The following is an 18781-nucleotide window of genomic DNA, read 5'->3' on the forward strand; positions in this document are numbered from 1 at the left end:
CGATTATTGTTCTGTGTTTTAGAAAAACGCAGCTAACACTAACGCACTTATAAGATTAGTCAGCGAAGCTAAATGATAAAATAGATATTAGACCGCTTCGCTGTTAAATTATAGAATCAAAACAAAACCACTTCTTTACGGAAGTGGTTTTTTTCTGGGATAAAGTTACGTAGAACTACGTAGATGATTAGTTGTTTGAATTTGTTAGATTTGGTGTAGATATAATAGATATATATACCATTACGTATATTCATACGTTGCCCACAATTATGAAAAACCACCTCGAATGAACCAAAAATTTTTTGATAGTAAGGAATTCTCGGAAATTAAGATTTTTCAAATCAACAGGGATTTCTACGAATTAAAAAACATTGGAGGAGCGGAAAAAACGATAAATTTTATTGTAGATAAGCATCGTGAATTAGTTGACGACTTAAAATCAATCGGAGTAAAAATACCCAAAACCGATTTTGACGAAGTTGACTATTACTCTTATGTCTATAACGAAACCTTAAAAGATTCCTACTGGAAAAATTATCTACCTTCAACAATAGCTCAAAATCACAATTTTGATGTTTTAAAAATATCATTTGTTCTATTTGCTTCAATTAAAGGAGACATTTTCGCTATAGTTGGAGGTGGTGGAATAAGAGTGATTAAGAGGTTTATGAATAACCGTTTTGGTTTAGAATTCTACGAATATTTGACAATTCCGAAGGACGACATTGTCGTATCATTAACCGCACGTGGAATTTCAGGCAGAGTAGCCCAACAAAGCGGAATTTATAGAAATGGTAGAACATTATTAGACTCTTTAAAATTTACAGAAATACCAACTAAAATAAATTTGGTCTTAAGAGAAGATTTAAAGAACACGGTCTTTGACTTCGTTGGTTTTAGTAATGACACTATTTACACAGAAGTTGGTTCCTATTTTTTAATCAAACACGCGATAAAGTTCAAGTCTTTACATCAGATATTTAAAAAAATAAATGAAATTCATCGAAAACATAAACCTACTTCAATATCAACATTTACAAAGGTTCAAGACCCAACATTAGTCGAAGATGAATTTCAAAAGATTCTATTGAGCGAAGTAAGAAATGATATGCTTAATATGCTTGGACCAAATAGGACAGCAAATCCATATAAGTTTGATATCGACTTCATTCATCCGTCTAAAATTCAAGACTTTTATGAATGTAACAGATATGAATTAAAAACGAAAGGGCAAAGAACACCATTTTTTGAAACAACTGATAGAAACTTACTTTACAAAGAAGGTCTTAAACACCTTTTTGACAATACTAACGACCAGTTTGAATTTAGCAAAATGATTCTTGGTATGCGAGTTTACGGTTATCGTGACAAAACACGCAAAACACACGCAATGTTTTTACAGCATATAACTTGCGAAATAAAATATAATGGCAAACCTGTTTTTCAAATAGACAGCACTTGGTATAAAGTTAAAAATGACTTTATCAATAGTATTAACGATAGATGTATAAACTTAATTGATAAAAACATTTTAAGAAGTAATTTTTTAAATGTCTCTTGGGATTCAACGATTGCAGACGAAGGAGCATACAATCTAAAATATAATAATTTAAAAGACTATTATGTTTTTGACAAAATGCTTCCGGATAACATTGAATTCTGCGATATAATGTACGAAGATTCAAATACTATCTATTTGGTACACGTAAAAGATGGTTTTGATGCAAAAATTAGAGATGTTGCAAACCAAATAACCATTTCAGCCAATCGTTTTTGGAACGACTTCAATTCAGGAAGTTCATCATATCTTTCATCAATTGTAGATAGTTATAACAAAAAGAATGCAAATAAAATTGACAAAAAAACATTCTTGAATAAATTCAACGTTAACAAAGAAGTTGTTTATGTAATGGCGTATAAATCCTTGAGAGGAAAACAAAGCACAAAAGATAAAATTGAAAAAAGTAAATCAAATATTGCAAAATACTCATTGATTCAATGCGTTCAGGATATGTCATCGCTTTATCCGATTAAGATATTCGACATTGCGGACGTGTAAATAACTGTGGGCAACAACGTATATAGCTCATAGCTGGGCAGTTGCTTAATCTGAAGTTTAGGCATTTTTGCAAGTCCGCCAAATTTTTAAATTTGACGATTTCCAATAAAAAAGATAAATAGTAAAATTTAAAAATCTGGCTTGTGCTTAATCCGAATAAATATCGCTAATTTACACGCTACGAGCCATATACAAGACCGTTGGCAGTAATGAAACCTAAAATACAATAAACATAAATGATAAAAAAAACATTTTTTTTAATTCTGATATTATTTCAATATCTCTTAACTTTTAGCCAAGTTAGAGAATCTATCATTAATATTAATGATTCCGAATTAAAGCTACTAATAAATAAAGCGGAGAATGGAGATGCTGATGCTCAAATTGAACTTGGTGCAAGATATTATAATGGGTATGGAGTTTTAAAAGACTATGAAAAAAGCACTTATTGGACTAAAAAAAGTGCAGAACAAGGATTGCCTGATGCGCAATATGCATTAGCCATCTATTACGGTTCTGGTAGTGGAGTTCCTAAAGATATTGAGAAAGCTTTATATTGGTTTGAAAAAAGTGCCCTGCAAGAAAATAAGCATGCCCAGTTTCAACTTGGTAGAATGTACTTTTTTGGTAAAGGTGTTATGCCTGATAAAAAAAAGGGTGTGACTTGGATAAAAAAGAGTATGGATAATGGCTCTGAAAGAGCAAAAAAAATATGGGATGAAAAAAAATTATGGGAATATCTCTAGTTATTATTGAACTTTTATTAAAATGCTAACTTAAGACGTGTATAAAAAATTGCTAAATTAGTGCTTAACCAAAGGTCGTTGCATTTTTGTTACGTCTAATTTTCCTGCGGAAAATCCTCGGACGCAAACCCGCTCATTTCATACACTTACCGTTGGCATACATTAAAACCCTACTATGAAACAAAAACTTTTACTTACCTTATCAATCCTATTTTTCATTAACTCATATTCTCAACAGAAAAAAATTGAATTTCAACTATCTTTAGGCCCCACATTTTCAATTCCTAAAACAAGCAAACTAAACAACTCTGATATAAATGGCAATCCTGAAATAAAGACCTCAATAAACATCGGTGCATTTATTTTACCAAGTTTAAATTATAGGCTCGCTGAAAAAACTTCCCTGGACATTGGATTAGGTTTTTATATGGACAGATTTACTATTGAAGATCGAAATGCGAACGTAATAAGTGAAGGAAATAGAAGTGTTAATCAAATTCAAACACCAATCAATATAAATTTCCATTTTGGAAATAATAATTCCTATCTATTTGGAATTGGTGGTTTTAGTAGTTTTTTGTTATCTGCAAAAGAAAAAGGAGAATCACGAATTAACTCTTCTGGTTTTACTACTGGTGGCGATATACCAATCGAGAACCCTCTTGTAACAAATATGTCACAAAATTTCGACAATGATATTAAGAACAAATATAATTCTGTTAGTTTTGGCGCATTTATTCAATTAAAAAAAAACATATCATTTTCAACTAAAACCAATGGGTTTTTACTTTTAAAAATCAATCAGAATTTTAATTCAATAAAAAACAATCATTCTGCCCCAGGAATTGGTTTAATTGAATTTAAGAATGAAAAAGAACCTACTACTATTAATTTAGGAATTGGAATTGAAATATAATGTATGCCAACACTGTATATAAAAAATGCGTAGTTTAGTACTCAATCAAAGGAAAGTGCGCGTTTGCTTTCTTCCGATTTTCGTTCCGAAAATCCGCTAACACAAACCCGTAGGTTCATAGCTTCAACATGAAAAACAAACCGCAAGATTTTAAAAACTGACTCGATAAAACCAGGTAAATTATGAACCCGGTTTACTTCATATAGAATTTGAGCAACTTCAAGTAGAATTAGAGCAACCCAAGTAGAATTAGAACAACCCCATAATAAACTTTACATAAATTAGTATGGCCATTATGTAAAGTATTTGTCCAAAACATTGTAAGGTCATGGGTAACAAAATTTAGATAATCTGTATATAAGTTTAAATAACTTAAATTATCAGATTATGAAAACTAAAATTTTATTACTAACAGTATGCATTATAACGATAACAAGTTGTGATTCTTCTTCAGATTCTATTTCACCTACAGTTGTTCCAAATACGTTTAATCATTTATATATTGAAACGCAAAACACAGGGTCCTTTGCATGTAACGAATGGGCTTTTCATGAAAATTTCGGAACATCGCCAACTGGTCTAAAACGAGACGACACACTCTTGCCGGCAACTTTTGGCACCAGTTTAAGAATGACTCAATCTTCAGCTTATTCTAAAGTTGATATTCAAGGTGCCAAGCGTTATGTTGTTTCCTCAGGAGACCGAGTGCTTGTATATGATGCGTCTTCAGCTAATACACCAGCGCCTTTAGAGTTTCCCATTGCTCATATAAATGCCATGGAATTTATAAATAATCGTTTTTTTATGGTTGTAAATTATGAATTAAAAGAATATGATGTCATGACTATGACACCAATAAACACCTTTAATCCTATCCAACTGTTGCCAACAGCTAGAAGTTCTAATATGACTTCTAAAGGTGATTTTCTATATGTGATTGCCAGTCATAATTTTTATAAAATTGATACGTCTGGATCAGGCGCATTAGTTGCCAACTATCCAAAACAACTTTCGCCATTAAATCGAGATGGTTTAGAATATGTAAACAATCCCAATCCTGCGTCACCTTGCCATGATGCCTTTTATTTAGTGAGAGAAGGCGCCGCATCAAAAGAACTGGTTACCATAGATGAAGCAACTGGTAATGAAACGGTGATTACAGATTTAACATACACCTTTACCTCTAATGGCAGTCGAATTTCAGCAGTATTAGATTATACAACCGAATATTATTATGTGTATAGTTTAAACTCGCACGTCCTTAATGAGTCAACCGTTACGGCTATAGATTTAACACCTAATTCTGGCGTTGTAGCACCTGTATCTATCGAAACAATACCAGGATATTATTTTGGTGTGCAATTAAAAGATTAAATTAAACTACTAATAATCTTGAAAACATGCCGCGTCTTTATTGATAGGCATGTTTTAATTTTTGTCGTAGATATAAACAGCTGTTCCTTTTTGTGACAGATACTTTTATTTACTACATGTACACGCAACCTTTAAAGCTTTTTCCTATCTAAACAATAAATAACGCATCATGAAAAAGTTACTGGTTTTAATTATTTTGAGTACCACACTATTACATTGTTCAAATGATGATTGTGGCGATCCTAATATTACGTACCAAACGTTCACCTTCGAAATTGTTGATAAAATAAGTGGCGAGAATCTATTTACCAACGGAACTTATCTACCAGAACAGATTCAAATAACAAACACAATTAGTAATTTTGAAACAGAATTCACATTCTTTTCAGAAAATAATGTGAATCTCATTCAAGTTAATTCAGCAAGCTGGGAAACAGATATTGTTAATCTGGCGTTTACCATTGCTGATAATCTTATTTTTGAATTGTATTCGGATGGTGACACGATTGTGGAGGCATGTTACAGTTATACGGTTTTTAACGACATTTTTATAAACGAATCGGAATTTGATTACAACGCAGAAATTGCCATTTATACCATTCTGGTGGAATAAGTTGATATTCAATTTCCAATAAATAAGATTAACCATTATCCACTTCTAAACCAAATGGTTTTTTTATACTAGTAATTTAATGATTCCTATCAACAAGCTTTTCTTTAAAATTAGTAGATTTGAAAAACAGCAGCACAACCAATTAAATTTTAAAATAAGTATTAACCAACACATGAGAATTACGTTACTATTTCTATTAGTCCTTTTTTCTAATAGTCCCATGACATCACAAATTGCGGATGCCGAATTATTTTTCAAAGACGGAACTTCGTTAAAAGGCTTTGGAATGATTGATAAGAAAGATAACATAAAATTTCGGCTGTCACTAGAAGATGAACCCAATGTTTGGACGTCGCTGATGGTGAAAAAAATTATTTTTTATGGATTTGAAACCCAAGAAGAATTTCAATATGTTGTTTTAAAGCCCGACACGGAAGCCATACTTCTTAAAGTGCTCGTTGATGAAGAAATTAAATTATTTGCAGATTGGGAAAGAACACCACAGTACCCTTTCAAAAAGCAACACCAAACCTTTTTAAAAAATGCTTCAAAACCTGAAATAGTTTCTACAAAATTATATATTCAAAAAGTTACCGAAGATTTTCCATTTCCATTAACAGGAAACTTCAAGCGAAAAGCTAAAGACTACTTTTCGGATTGTGTCGGGATAATTAAGAAATTGAATAGTGGTGAATTTAGAAAATCTACTGCAACAGATATGGTTTATTATTATAGTGATATTTGTATGGATTAAATAAGTTTTTCAAAGAAGAATCCATTCGTATCGAGATAATCAATTTCGTGATTCCATAGCATAATATTTCTAATATAAAATTGTTAGCTTTGAAGTAACGTCAACTGATGATTGGACTTTAAGCTCTTTCATTGCTGTTGAAAATCAAATACAATTACAACTAAGTCCTCAATTACTATGAAAAATAGAACACTCATTAAAAACGGCTTATTGTTCTCCGGTTGTCAAGATGAAAAAGCAAAAATTCAAGATATTTTAATTCTTGAAAATGGTAAAATCGGTAACATAGGAATCATTGAAGCAGATGAAGAAGCGCACATAATTGATGCCAAAGGAAAATGGGTGGTTCCTGGTTTTGTAGATTCGCATACGCATTATGATGCAGAATTAATTGCTTCTCCAGGACTTAAAGAATCGGCTAGACATGGTGTTACGTCCATTATTTTGGGAGTTGTTCAGTGAGTGCTATTTACAATTCGCCTCAAGATATTTCGGACTCCTTTACCAGAGTTGAAGCCATTCCAAGAGATATTATGTTGCCCTTACTTCAAAAAGAAAAAACGTGGACCAATGCCAAAGAGTGGAAAGCCTATATTTCCAAATTACCCTTAGGCATTAATGTGGCTTCCTTTGTAGGGCATTCAGATTTACGCATGCATGCCATGGGTATTGAACGTTCTTTACAAGATAATGAAACCGCTACAAAAGAGGAACAAGACCACATGCTCCACATGCTGAATGAGGTTTTGGATGCAGTTTTTATAGGCTTGTCCACCATGGATAATCCATGGGATAAAATGGATGGCAATCGGTATTGGTCGCATAAAACACCATCATTTTACTCGTCATGGAAAGAACGAAAAAACCTGATTGAATTACTGCGAAAACGCGATGCCATTTTACAAGGCGCGCCAAATCTAGTCACCCGAATTAATGCCATTAATTATATGTTGGCCAGTTCAGGAGTCTTTAGAAAACCACTTAAAACAACCATGATTGCCATGATGGATTTAATTGGCGACCGCTATATTTATCCATTAATTTCAACAGCAAGTAAAGCAATTAATACCATAGCCAATGCAAACTTTAGAATGCAAACGCCGCCTTGCCCATTTACGGTTTATTACGATGGCGTAGACTCAGTGATGTTTGAAGAATTTCCTAGTGGTGAAGCCATGAGGCACCTAGCCAAAAATTTAGACGAAAGAAACGACTTGATTAGAGATCCTGAATTTAGAGAGGCCTTTAAAAAGGAAATAAAGAAAAAATTTGCGCCCAAAGTTTGGCATAAAGATTTAAGCAAAACCTTGATTATTGATTGTCCAGATTCGAGCATGATTGGTAAAAACTTTTATGATCTTGCTGAAGAACACCAGCAGCATCCCGTAGATTTCTTTTTGGACACTATAATTCAATATGATAAAAAGATTAGATGGACAACCACCATTGCCAATGATCGCGTTGAAAAATATGATGGCTTGTATAATCATAAACATAATTTAATTAGCTTCTCGGATGCTGGAGCCCACTTAAACAATATGACCTTCTATAATTTTCCGTTGAAAATGATAAAAGTCGTCCAAGAATCTATAGATGCTGGCAAGCCAATTATGTCCATGGAAAAATGTATCTGGCGATTAACAAAAGAGCAAGCCGATTGGTTTGGTTTAGATTGTGGACACCTAAAACCAGGTAAAATAGCCGATTTGGTAATTTTTGATCCTAATAAATTTGATGCCATTACAGAAACTGTAGAAACGGGACAGATTGAAGAATTTAATAATTACGACCGACTTGTGAATAGAAATCACGGAACCGTTTCCCGAGTTATGGTTGGCGGAAAAACTATTTTTGAAAATGAAAATTTTGTATCGGATTATGCCACCACTAAAAAATATGGTAGATTTCTAGAGAAACAATAAAACGGATAACAACAGAGATATAAGTTATTATACATGAGCACAGTCAAAATTTATCAAGATGTTAATAGAGAAAAGGAAAGCGCCAGTTTTGGGATTTCCAAAATGGAAGCTATTTACACCAAACGAAATGGAGAAGTTGACGAGCCTCACAGACATAATTATTACACGGTTTTAATAATCCATAAAGCCAAGGGACAACATAAAATTGATTTTAATACTTACAATTTAGCAAACCAACAAATTTTCTTTGTAGCTCCCGGACAAGTACATCAAGTTATAGAAACAGAACAATCGTTTGGGTATGCCATGACATTTTCCAATCAGTTTTTAGTAGAAAACTCTATTCCCCTATCCTTTATTGAAAGTTTGAATCTCTTTCACAATTACGGACAAAGCCCTCCATTAGAGCCAAATAATAATCAATTTAAAAATATAGAACATTTTGCGCATCAAATTTTCAATTTATTCAATAGTAATGCAAAAATGAAATTCTTATCTATTGGTTCATTTTTAAAACTCTTACTGATAGAGTGTAATAATATTTGTTCCATTAACCCCATTGAATCTGATGTTGACACCTCTGGAGATAACCTGATTAGGACCTTTAAAAATGCGGTAAACAATCACTACAAAAAAGAGCATTCTACCACTTTTTACGCCAATGCGCTTCATATAACACCAGATCATTTAAACCGAACTTTTAAAGCTAGAATTGGTAAAACTGCCAAAGATTATATTCAAGCCCGAATTATAACTGAAGCTAAAAGGTTACTATATTTCACCGATTTAAACACGAAAGAAATAGCCTATGAATTAGGATTCAATGAGCCTGCCAATTTTAGTGCATTCTTCAAAAAGCATACACAGGTATCGCCTTCAAGCTTCAAGAAAAACGAGATTACATCATAATTTAGAGCCGTATATCGGATTTTCATAAGCTTATCCCCTTTTTTCATATTCCACAGGTTTCCAATTGGTTATATATTTGTATCATACTTTTAAAGCAACGATATGAACCGTAAGAAATTTATAAAAAATGTCCTTTTAACTGGTGTTTTTGGTGCTATTGCTCCGCAAACCTTTAATGCAAGCACGAGCAAAACCACAAAATCCACTTACAACACATTAATGCAACAAGTAGGATTTAATCATCTGCCTGCCGATCAGGTAGGTTTAACAAACAAAAATATACATACTATGAATACAATAATTCACAGAGCAGAAACACGAGGCGCAGCAAATCACGGTTGGTTAAACTCACACCATACGTTTAGTTTCGCAAATTATCACAATCCAGAAAGAATGAATTTTGGCGTACTACGCGTATTAAATGATGATACGGTAGCTGCAGGAATGGGCTTTGGAACACATCCTCACGACAATATGGAAATTATCTCCATTCCTTTGGCAGGCGATTTGGAACATAAAGACAGTATGGGAAATGTGGCTGTCATTAAAGAAGGTGATGTACAAGTATTAAGTGCTGGAACTGGTGTTACGCATTCGGAATACAATAAAAACAAAGACAAGGAAGTGAAATTTCTACAAATTTGGGTATTTCCTAAAACCAAAAATGTAACGCCACGATACGATCAAGTTTCTATTAGAGATATTTCTAAAGAAAATGAATTTTACCAAGTGCTTTCGCCTAATAAAGATGATCAAGGCGTTTGGATTAATCAAGACGCGTGGTTTCATTTAGGAAATTTCACCAAAGGAAGCACCGATGAATATAAAATCAAGAAAACAGGTAATGGCGTGTATGCGTTTATTCTGGAAGGTGCTGTAGAAATTAACGGCGAAAAGCTTTCCAAACGAGATGGTATAGGAATTTGGGATACAGAGAGCATTACTGTAAAAGCATCAGAAAATGCCCGTGTTCTTTTAATGGAAGTACCCATGACCATGTAAGCGCAACCCATTAAACATTTTTTATAACCTTAAAAAAAACACCATGGAATTAATAATTAAAGAACAAGAGAACAAAGGCTTTGCAATGGCTAGGGAAAATAATAAAAGAGCAGGATTAATGACCTATTCCATTGCAGGTGAACAGCATATAATTATTGATCACACAGAAGTTGATCCTGAATTTCAAGGCAAAAATATTGGAAAACAATTGCTCTACAAAATTGTAGAAATGGCAAGAGAAAAAAATATTAAAATTACACCTCTTTGTCCTTATGCCAATGCAGAGTTTAAAAAGCTTGCAGACATTCAAGACGTATTAAAAAAATAATAAATAACAATTAAAAACGATAACAATGAAAAATAACACAAATTGGTCTATTGACACCGCACATTCAGAAATTGCTTTTAAAGTAAAACACATGATGATTTCAACAGTAACTGGTCATTTCGAAGATTTCCAGGCAACTGCAAAAACAAATGGCGATGATTTTAACAATGCTATTTTAGAATTTAGTGCCAAAACAGCATCTATTAACACTAAAAATAAAGATAGAGACACACATTTAAAATCGGATGATTTTTTCAACTCTGAAAAATTCCCTGAAATGACTTTTGTTTCAAAATCTTTTAATGGTGATACATTGGTGGGCGATTTAACAATAAGAGACGTAACCAAAGAAATTACGTTGGACGCCGAACTTAATGGTATTGCAGTAGATCCTTACGGACAAACAAAAGCTGGATTTGAGATGACAGGAAACATTAACAGAAAAGATTTCAATTTAACGTGGAGTGCTGTAACGGAAGCAGGAAGCATTGTTGTTTCCGATAAGGTGAAATTGGTAATTGATGTACAATTCATCAAGCAATCATAAGCTAAATTCCATAGAGTTATAGATAGTAGAATGGGGTTGTTCTAAAAATAAACACCCATAAATTTATCAAAAACCACTTCAAAACTGAAGTGGTTTTTTTGTACGAAAAAACAAAATCAACTATCTAAAAAAACATGTTTAAAAGAAGGAACATCTAAAAAATGACACTGAATTATCTAAATTAGCAGTTGGATATCATGTGGATAATCCAATTATAACATCGCCTATGGGGAAACTACCTTGGGGCGCAGGTGAAAATATATAAACAACGGTTTCTGATATGATGAAATTTGTTCAATATCAGCTTGAAAATAATGCCATTGTTCAAGAATATCATAAATCCGTGTTTCAATATAACGATGAATTTGGTCTTGGGTATTTTTGGAATATTGATAAATCCAACGATACGTTAGGCACACAATATACACATCATGGCGGTGTACCTAGATCACAGTGTTTTATGTATATAATTCCCGAACACAATATGGGCGCTTTTATTATTACCAACCAAAGCGGCATGAATACGGCTTCAAAAATGCTAGCCATTTTAAATCCTGTTTTTGATGAACTAATTCAACAATCCAAATAAAAATAGAAATATTTTATTCGGGTAAAATTGAAATAAAGCCCAATTTTTGCACACTTTTTTTAGTAAAAAGTATAATAACACCATAAATATTTTCAATAGCATTATAAAATAATAGCTAAAAATTCCTGCTCCTAACCTGTAGAAATTAAGTATCTTCATATCAATTAAAAAAAAGAAAAATTATGAAAAAATTAAATGTAATGATGCTTGCGCTATCACTTTTGGCAACGATTGGCATGCAGGCGCAAGAACAAATGGAAACTAAAGAATCTAAATTTAACATTTTAGCTTCTGGTGGTATTGGTTATGGTATTATGGACAATGATAATGCTCCAAATTACAATATGAATAGTAATACGGGAGATTTATTATTGAATTATCGTGTTCATTCAAAATTTGGAATAGCAACAGGGGTTGGATTTAATCAATTAAGTGGAAATGGCTTTAATGCCATTGGTAATTTTTACCACGAGCGTTATTTAATAAGAATTCCTTTATTACTAACATTTGACAAACAAGTTGCAGATAAATTCAGCATAATAGGACATTTGGGACCTTATGCTCAAAACGTTTTTAAGGATGAATATTCGTTTAATGCAGCGAAAATTGAAGATGTTTATGACGGTTGGAACTTCGGATTTCAATTAGGTCTTGGTTTTGTATATCAAATAGAACCGCATTTTGGTATTGGAATAAATTATACGGGACAATCAGACTTCACTAAGTTGGAAACTCGAAACAGCGCTGTTTTTAATGACGAACAAAAGCTAAAAAACTTAAATACCTTCGGTTTAGTTTTGCAATTTAATTTGTAAAGTTTCAAACCACATGTTAATGTGCATATAACAAAAAAACCACTTTAATACTGAAGTGGTTTTTTTGTTATATGAAATTAGAGTGAGCTTCATACCAAAATTTAATCTCAAATTAGTTAGATTTGGAATGCGTGCCATTCAATTTTAGTAATTATGACACAACTTTTTATGCTCTAATGAATCCATTTTTTTCAAAAAACCCAACTTAAAAACCTAATAACTTAACCTTAAAAACGTATACATATGGAAAATGAAAACGCCAACCTAAACACGCCAAAACAAAGACATGGATGCGTAACAGCATGGTTAATTTTAATGATAGTAGTTAATGCTATAACGGCGCTATCTTACCTTATAGCAGGCGATTCCGTCTCTGAAAGCTTTCCAGGCAGCGTGTCTAATTTCACGTTAATAATTCTTGCTCTTTTAGGTATAGCCAATGTAATTTTTGCCGTTTTATTATTTCAATGGAATAAACTTGGATTTTGGGGGTTTCTTTCTACAAGTTTAGTAGCATTGCTTATAAATTTAAGTATTGGTATTCCCATTGGTCAATCTTTATTAGGTTTATTAGGTATTGTTATTTTATACGCGGTTTTACAAATTAAAAGAGAGCATGTTCCTGCCTGGGATTATTTAGAATAATCCTTCGAAAAATGAGATGTTATTTTGTTTTAAAGAATTTCGCTACCCTAGAGATATCACAATTCAATATATAAAACCAATTCCTAATTAAACCATTTAAGTATTTGTACATTTATAATGACTTCCGAAAAAAAGAGGATTAAAAAATTATATTTATAGTAAAAAAACTGGCGCCAATAAAAGCTTATTAAATTAAAAAACATGTGTCACAAATTCCAAAAACACGTTACGGAGCATTTTGAAAAAGCATCAGTCCGTTTAGTTGTATTAAGCTTACTTGTTTTCAGTCAGTTGTCGTGTAACCAACATAAAGATGACTATGATAGCGCCATGAATAATCAAGATTCCCTAGTGAACCGAGGTCAAGTCGTTTTTCAAAATAACTGTGGTATGTGTCATAAAATTGATAAGCAAGCAGCTGGGGTAACAATGCATTCTTTTTCTAAAACCATGAAAAAAAATGATTTATACAAATTTTTAATTGAAGGTAAGCAACACCCACAAGTAAAAATTTCTCTTAAAGAAACAGAGGCTCTTACCGCGTTTATAAATAATAAATAACCATACTATGACACAAGCGTGCTTATAGTTTAGTAACCGATTATCTTAATAAAATATTTTGATACAATAAGGGGCAATAAAGCGCCAATATCTTATTTTTATAAAAAAGCAATTTAGAATTTTATGAAAACAACACCAAAACATAATGAACGCGTAGCCAACATGACATTCGCGTCCGTATTTCCACATTATGTGACAAAAGTGGAAAAGAAAGGCCGAACAATTGAAGAATTATATGAAGTTATTGAGTGGCTAACAGGTTTTAATAAAACCAACCTACATAAGCTTATTGATGAGAAAGTTACGTTTGAAACATTCTTTAATAAAGCAACTTTAAATCCACATGCAGACCTTATTACAGGTGTAATTTGTGGTTACCGCATTGAAGAAATTGATAACCCTTTAACAAAACAAGTCCGTTATTTAGATAAATTAATAGATGAGTTAGCGAAGGGTAGAAAAATGGATAAAATATTACGTAAAACAAACGTATAATTTAGTTAAAAGTAGACGGACATCATGAAAAAATTTGACGTCTTTTTTCAATCAAAAAAAGAAAAAGCCAAAACATGATGTTTTGGCTTTTTAATATAAAATTTGACTAATTCAAATCTTATTGCAGAATCAATTTATGCGTCACGGTATTATTTGTTGTTCTAATGTTCAACATATACATTCCGGAAGCCATTCCTGTCATATCAATTGTATTTAGTCCTGAATTTAAAGTTGCTTTCTTCACAACCTGTCCTGTTATAGATACAATCATCAGAGAGATATTTCGGTCTGAAATAGCTCCTAAATTAATTTTAAAGTTTCCATTTGTAGGATTAGGATAAACACGGAAGGTTGCTGTTTGATTAAAGTCATCTATAGAAAGTGATGTTTGAGATTCTAAAGCACCCAGATCTCGTGAAGAACCAAAAACAGGTTGTCCAATCTGATCCACAAAAACATCGGTTCCATCACCTGCATCAAATGCCGGAGAATTATCTAATAATTGATGCGTTAACGTGGTACCACCATTATCTTGTAGCGGACCAACTAATGGGTTTACACCTTCTAAATCATTAGCTTGTGGTGTAAAAACATTTAAATCATCTAATCCAATCAAGTTATAATCGTTAGATATTATTGTTCCAGATACATCCATTCCCGAAGAAGCTGTATTTAAAGCCACAATGGTATTTTTTAAAGACACATTATTTACTGCATCAATTCCACCGCCTAAAGCAGCTGTATTCATAACAACCGTTACCGCATTTAAATCTAAACTAGCACCATTATTAGAAAGTCCACCACCAGATACAGTTGCCGAATTTCCAGAAATAGTAGTGGTCATCACGGACGTTATACTTCCCGTGTTGTTGTAAATTCCACCGCCTTCGTCAGCCGTATTATTATCAATAGTAGACATGGAAACACTCATCGTTGTTCCGTTTTGGTTCCATAATCCGCCACCTTCATTAGCAGCAGCATTATTGCTTATAGTACTTGTTGAAATGGTTACCACTCCAGACATTCCAGTAACATGAAGTCCACCACCATTTCCTGGTGCTGCAGTTCCTGCTAAACCATTTACATCGTTACCTCTCATAATTGAGTTGGTAAATGTTAAAGTTCCGTCTATAATTTCTATCGCGCCACCTGCTCTATTAGCAGCATTGGTTTCAAAAGAAGAATCTGATACTGTTACGTTACCAGCAGTGCTTAAAAGTCCACCTCCAGATGCGGAAGTACCACTTGATATATTATTTGAAATAAGGGATCCATTCGTTATGTTTAAAGTTCCTCCATTATTAAAAACGCCTGCACCACCATCATCAGCGGCATCACCTTGTGCTATATTTGAATCGATTGTTACAGCATCTAAAGTCATAACACCTGAACCGTTCCATAAACCACCACCTTCACGAGTAGCCATATTTCCATTAACAGTTCCGCCTGTAATTGTAGAATTACCTGGACCTGTAATATGTAAACCACCACCATTTCCTGGTGCTGATCCGGTTGAATTATTGTTTAAAGTAACATTTATTAATGTTAATGTTCCAACAGCGTTAGTTGAATTATCTTCAATACCACCACCTGCTCTATTGGATGTGTTTCCTGAAATTTCAGAATCTATAATTGTTAAAATACCGCCATCTACATTTTGAATTCCACCTCCTGAACCAGAAGCTCCAGTAGCCGTATTATTGGTAATTATTGCGCCATTTTGAACGATAAGTGTTCCTCCGTTGTTAAAAAGGGCACCGCCACCATTATCAGCATTGGCACCTAAAGCCATATTGCTATCTAAAGTTGTACCAGCTACAGTCATTATTCCTGAACCATTCCATAAACCACCGCCTTCTGAAGCTGCCGTGTTCATATTTACGGTTCCACCTGTAACATCAACCGTACTGTTTCCACTAACGTGCAGTGCGCCTCCATTTCCTGGTGCACCAGCTCCGGTTACAACCCCTGTGTCATTCGAATTTAAATTGACATTGGTTAACATAACAGCACCTTCACCATTTGTTTCAATTCCGCCACCAGCTCTGTTCGATTGGTTATCCATTATGGTAATCCCATTAGCAGTCAATGTTCCAGCAGCATTTAAAATTCCACCACCAGTTGATTGAGCGCCATCAGCACTATTATTTATAATTATTGTTGAACCTGATAAATCTAATGTTCCACCTTCATTATAAATTCCACCACCTCCAGCTGCTCCAGCTGTCATGGCATCGTTTCCTGATGCTGTATTGCCATCAATTGTATGATCTACAACCGTCATAACACCCGAACCATTCCAAAGTCCGCCACCTTCGTTAGCAGCTATGTTGCCGTTTGTTGTTCCGCCTGTAATATTTGTTGTGGCAGGTCCACTTACGTGCAATCCCCCACCAGAACCTGGTGCTGCAATTGCGGGCGAAACGCCTGCATTATTCATATCTAAAATTGCATTAACCAGATTTAAAGTTCCACCAGCTAACTCAATTCCACCACCTGCGCGATTGGCTTGATTGCTTGTTATGGCAGATTCATTTACGGTTACATTTCCTCCTATTGTTAGAATTCCTCCACCAGATCCAGCTGCACCATCCGCAACATTACCACTAATGGTTGTGCTATTCTGAACTAAAAGGGTTCCGCCATTGTTAAAGATTCCACCACCACCATCATCGGCAGCTGGTCCACTTGCTATATTTCCGGTAATCAATGTTCTATTCACAGTCATTATTCCAGAACCGTTCCATAAACCACCACCTTCTCTAGTCGCTGTATTTTCTGTAACCGTTCCGCCAGAAATATTGGTATCCGCCATTCCTGTTATATGTAATCCACCACCATTCCCGGGCGCTGAACCTGTTGTATTAAAATCTAATGTTACATTACTTAAATTAACAATTCCATCAATGGCTTCAATTCCCCCACCGGCTCTATTAGAGGTGTTATATGCTATCCACGAATCGTTAACGGTTACAACACCATCAGTACTAAATATACCGCCTCCAGAACCTGAAATTCCAATAGCTTGATTATTTAATACTTGAGACGATGAATTAATAGTTAAAGTTCCACCGTTATTAAAGATTCCACCGCCACCATCATCTGCAGCATCACCATAAGCTATATTATTATCAACAGATGTCATCGTTAATGTCATGGTTCCTAAATTATTCCATAATCCGCCGCCTTCACGTGCTGCCAAATTATTTTCTATCATAGAAAGGTTTGAAATAGTTGCATTGGTTGTTCCTGACAAGTGCAGCGCCCCACCATTTCCTGGATTAGGCATGATTATATTTCCCAAACCAATATCAACACCAGCGGCATTTCCAATTAGCGTAACACCGTCAAGTATCAGCAATCCATTAGAAGCATCTTCAATAGCACCGCCTGCTCTACTAGCATAATTTCCTGAAATTGTTAATCCATTTGCTAAATTTAAAGTTCCACCTAAATTATTAAACATGGCTCCACCTCGACCACCAGGTGTGTCTCCCATTGCTATATTGCGCGTTAATGTTGTCATGGCATCAACTGTTAGTGTTCCGCCATTGTTAAAAAGACCACCACCACCTGTAGCGTTCCCAACAGCTAGGTTTTCAGAAACATCCACAGTACTAACCATCATGGTTCCACTGCCATTCCATAATCCGCCACCTTCTTTAGCCGCTATATTCCCCATTACAGTTCCACCAGTAATATTGCTATCACCAGCGCCTGTTATGTGTAAACCACCACCATTTCCGGGTGCGGCTGTAGCGGGAGACGTTCCTGCATTGTTATTATCAAGGTTTACATTAATTAAGGTAATACCTAGTCCGGCACCCGAATTATCTTCAATACCACCACCTGCTCGGTTGGCTATGTTGGCTGTAATTCCTGAATTATTTACGACCAACACGCCGCCAACATCATTAAAAATAGCACCACCGGAACCAGAAGCTCCATTAGCCGTATTAGATGTTAAAAAAGAATCATTAATAGTAACTGAGGCATTGGACATATAAATAGCACCACCATCATTAGCAACACCATTTGTAAGTGTTAAATTTTCCAGAATAATTGCTCCAGATGTTATATTAAATACTCTACTAGAACTATTGGCATCAATTGTAGAGGTCGTTCCAGAAACCCCTGATATTGTTAAATCTTTATCAATAAGAATTTCTCCTAATAACAAGGTAATATTTGTTATAGAAGGATCAAATGTAAGTGTACTTCCTGGTGTAGCATTAGCGATTTCTACTCGTAATGTTCCGGGTGTCGTTCCATCGTCAGCCGAACTTGTAATAGTCTGGCTCCATGATTTGTTGGTTGTAAAAACGGCAATAGAAATTGCAATTAATAGCGTAATTTTTTTCATCATAATTCGTGTTATTGGTTATACAATATGTCCGACTAGGGAAAGACAAAAACACTTACGAGGTTTTGTAAAAGCAGGTTTTGCAAAAACACCCCTTTAACAAAATATTAACATTTCTGGTGAAATAATTTGTATCTCGAATT

At 34.1% G+C, this 18781-nt stretch carries 18 protein-coding genes; 17 read left to right on the forward strand and 1 reads right to left on the reverse strand.

Translation table 11 applies throughout. The features are described from left to right. Nucleotides 1-286: 286 nt before the first annotated feature. The 17 genes from GMA17_RS08530 to GMA17_RS08610 all read left to right on the forward strand — a co-directional run bounded on the left by GMA17_RS08530 (nt 287) and on the right by GMA17_RS08610 (nt 14275). A complete protein-coding gene (locus tag GMA17_RS08530) occupies nt 287-2059 on the forward strand; it encodes a DUF6119 family protein (protein WP_248395185.1) in 1773 nt (590 codons plus the stop codon). A 236-nt stretch (nt 2060-2295) separates the two neighbouring features. Then, nucleotides 2296-2805 carry a tetratricopeptide repeat protein gene (locus GMA17_RS08535; protein WP_248395186.1) on the forward strand — a complete coding sequence of 170 codons (510 nt, stop codon included), beginning with the start codon at nt 2296-2298 and terminating at the stop codon, nt 2803-2805. Nucleotides 2806-2980: 175 nt separating this feature from the next. Continuing rightward, nucleotides 2981-3721, forward strand: a complete 741-nt coding sequence (locus GMA17_RS08540; RefSeq protein ID WP_248395187.1) for an outer membrane beta-barrel protein — start codon at nt 2981-2983, stop codon at nt 3719-3721. A gap of 387 nt (nt 3722-4108) precedes the next feature. Then, the gene (locus GMA17_RS08545; RefSeq protein ID WP_248395188.1) at nt 4109-5095 is read left to right on the forward strand and encodes a hypothetical protein; all 987 of its coding nucleotides are present in this window, start codon (nt 4109-4111) and stop codon (nt 5093-5095) included. A 169-nt stretch (nt 5096-5264) separates the two neighbouring features. Next, a complete protein-coding gene (locus GMA17_RS08550; RefSeq protein WP_248395189.1) occupies nt 5265-5708 on the forward strand; it encodes a hypothetical protein in 444 nt (147 codons plus the stop codon). Between the two features lie 172 nt (nt 5709-5880). Next, entirely contained in the window at nt 5881-6462 is a 582-nt protein-coding gene (locus GMA17_RS08555) for a hypothetical protein (RefSeq protein ID WP_248395190.1), read from the forward strand. A 177-nt stretch (nt 6463-6639) separates the two neighbouring features. Next, nucleotides 6640-6924 carry an amidohydrolase family protein gene (locus GMA17_RS08560; RefSeq protein ID WP_248395191.1) on the forward strand — a complete coding sequence of 95 codons (285 nt, stop codon included), beginning with the start codon at nt 6640-6642 and terminating at the stop codon, nt 6922-6924. Beyond that, on the forward strand, nt 6921-8384 hold the full coding sequence (locus tag GMA17_RS08565; RefSeq protein WP_248395192.1) for an amidohydrolase family protein: 1464 nt from the start codon (nt 6921-6923) through the stop codon (nt 8382-8384). The genes GMA17_RS08560 and GMA17_RS08565 overlap by 4 nt, the downstream gene beginning before the upstream one ends. 33 nt (nt 8385-8417) lie before the next feature. Beyond that, entirely contained in the window at nt 8418-9293 is an 876-nt protein-coding gene (locus GMA17_RS08570; RefSeq protein WP_248395193.1) for a helix-turn-helix domain-containing protein, read from the forward strand. A 288-nt stretch (nt 9294-9581) separates the two neighbouring features. Next, nucleotides 9582-10295 (forward strand): pirin family protein, encoded by a 714-nt coding sequence (locus GMA17_RS08575; RefSeq protein ID WP_248400636.1) that lies wholly within the window; start codon nt 9582-9584, stop codon nt 10293-10295. A 43-nt stretch (nt 10296-10338) separates the two neighbouring features. Next, nucleotides 10339-10623: a GNAT family N-acetyltransferase gene (locus GMA17_RS08580; RefSeq protein WP_248395194.1), complete on the forward strand. Its 285-nt coding sequence runs from the start codon at nt 10339-10341 to the stop codon at nt 10621-10623. Between the two features lie 25 nt (nt 10624-10648). Further along, nucleotides 10649-11170 carry a YceI family protein gene (locus GMA17_RS08585; protein ID WP_248395195.1) on the forward strand — a complete coding sequence of 174 codons (522 nt, stop codon included), beginning with the start codon at nt 10649-10651 and terminating at the stop codon, nt 11168-11170. Nucleotides 11171-11450: 280 nt separating this feature from the next. Then, complete coding sequence (locus GMA17_RS08590) at nt 11451-11759, forward strand: hypothetical protein (protein WP_248395196.1); 309 nt, start codon at nt 11451-11453, stop codon at nt 11757-11759. A 182-nt stretch (nt 11760-11941) separates the two neighbouring features. Then, on the forward strand, nt 11942-12574 hold the full coding sequence (locus tag GMA17_RS08595; RefSeq protein ID WP_248395197.1) for an outer membrane beta-barrel protein: 633 nt from the start codon (nt 11942-11944) through the stop codon (nt 12572-12574). A 243-nt stretch (nt 12575-12817) separates the two neighbouring features. Next, on the forward strand, nt 12818-13219 hold the full coding sequence (locus tag GMA17_RS08600; protein WP_248395198.1) for a hypothetical protein: 402 nt from the start codon (nt 12818-12820) through the stop codon (nt 13217-13219). 201 nt (nt 13220-13420) lie between these two features. Next, nucleotides 13421-13780 (forward strand): cytochrome c, encoded by a 360-nt coding sequence (locus GMA17_RS08605; protein WP_248395199.1) that lies wholly within the window; start codon nt 13421-13423, stop codon nt 13778-13780. A gap of 123 nt (nt 13781-13903) precedes the next feature. Continuing rightward, nucleotides 13904-14275, forward strand: a complete 372-nt coding sequence (locus tag GMA17_RS08610; RefSeq protein ID WP_248395200.1) for a DUF2200 domain-containing protein — start codon at nt 13904-13906, stop codon at nt 14273-14275. A 118-nt stretch (nt 14276-14393) separates the two neighbouring features. Here GMA17_RS08610 and GMA17_RS08615 read toward each other — a convergent pair whose 3' ends face one another. Beyond that, entirely contained in the window at nt 14394-18641 is a 4248-nt protein-coding gene (locus GMA17_RS08615; protein ID WP_248395201.1) for a T9SS type A sorting domain-containing protein, read from the reverse strand. Between the last annotated feature and the right edge of the window lie 140 nt (nt 18642-18781).

The sequence above is a fragment of the Bizionia sp. M204 genome (assembly GCF_023205095.1).
In the GTDB taxonomy this organism is placed as follows: domain Bacteria; phylum Bacteroidota; class Bacteroidia; order Flavobacteriales; family Flavobacteriaceae; genus Algorimicrobium; species Algorimicrobium hallyeonense.

Excerpts from the sequence above, each read along its gene's own strand:
- GMA17_RS08530 (WP_248395185.1), top strand. The coding sequence starts at position 287 with ATGAACCAAAAATTTTTTGATAGTAAGGAATTCTCGGAAATTAAGATT.
- GMA17_RS08535 (WP_248395186.1), top strand. The coding sequence starts at position 2,296 with ATGATAAAAAAAACATTTTTTTTAATTCTGATATTATTTCAATATCTC.
- GMA17_RS08540 (WP_248395187.1), top strand. The coding sequence starts at position 2,981 with ATGAAACAAAAACTTTTACTTACCTTATCAATCCTATTTTTCATTAAC.
- GMA17_RS08545 (WP_248395188.1), top strand. The coding sequence starts at position 4,109 with ATGAAAACTAAAATTTTATTACTAACAGTATGCATTATAACGATAACA.
- GMA17_RS08550 (WP_248395189.1), top strand. The coding sequence starts at position 5,265 with ATGAAAAAGTTACTGGTTTTAATTATTTTGAGTACCACACTATTACAT.
- GMA17_RS08555 (WP_248395190.1), top strand. The coding sequence starts at position 5,881 with ATGAGAATTACGTTACTATTTCTATTAGTCCTTTTTTCTAATAGTCCC.
- GMA17_RS08560 (WP_248395191.1), top strand. The coding sequence starts at position 6,640 with ATGAAAAATAGAACACTCATTAAAAACGGCTTATTGTTCTCCGGTTGT.
- GMA17_RS08570 (WP_248395193.1), top strand. The coding sequence starts at position 8,418 with ATGAGCACAGTCAAAATTTATCAAGATGTTAATAGAGAAAAGGAAAGC.
- GMA17_RS08575 (WP_248400636.1), top strand. The coding sequence starts at position 9,582 with ATGAATACAATAATTCACAGAGCAGAAACACGAGGCGCAGCAAATCAC.
- GMA17_RS08580 (WP_248395194.1), top strand. The coding sequence starts at position 10,339 with ATGGAATTAATAATTAAAGAACAAGAGAACAAAGGCTTTGCAATGGCT.
- GMA17_RS08585 (WP_248395195.1), top strand. The coding sequence starts at position 10,649 with ATGAAAAATAACACAAATTGGTCTATTGACACCGCACATTCAGAAATT.
- GMA17_RS08590 (WP_248395196.1), top strand. The coding sequence starts at position 11,451 with ATGATGAAATTTGTTCAATATCAGCTTGAAAATAATGCCATTGTTCAA.
- GMA17_RS08595 (WP_248395197.1), top strand. The coding sequence starts at position 11,942 with ATGAAAAAATTAAATGTAATGATGCTTGCGCTATCACTTTTGGCAACG.
- GMA17_RS08600 (WP_248395198.1), top strand. The coding sequence starts at position 12,818 with ATGGAAAATGAAAACGCCAACCTAAACACGCCAAAACAAAGACATGGA.
- GMA17_RS08605 (WP_248395199.1), top strand. The coding sequence starts at position 13,421 with ATGTGTCACAAATTCCAAAAACACGTTACGGAGCATTTTGAAAAAGCA.
- GMA17_RS08610 (WP_248395200.1), top strand. The coding sequence starts at position 13,904 with ATGAAAACAACACCAAAACATAATGAACGCGTAGCCAACATGACATTC.
- GMA17_RS08615 (WP_248395201.1), bottom strand. The coding sequence starts at position 18,641 with ATGATGAAAAAAATTACGCTATTAATTGCAATTTCTATTGCCGTTTTT.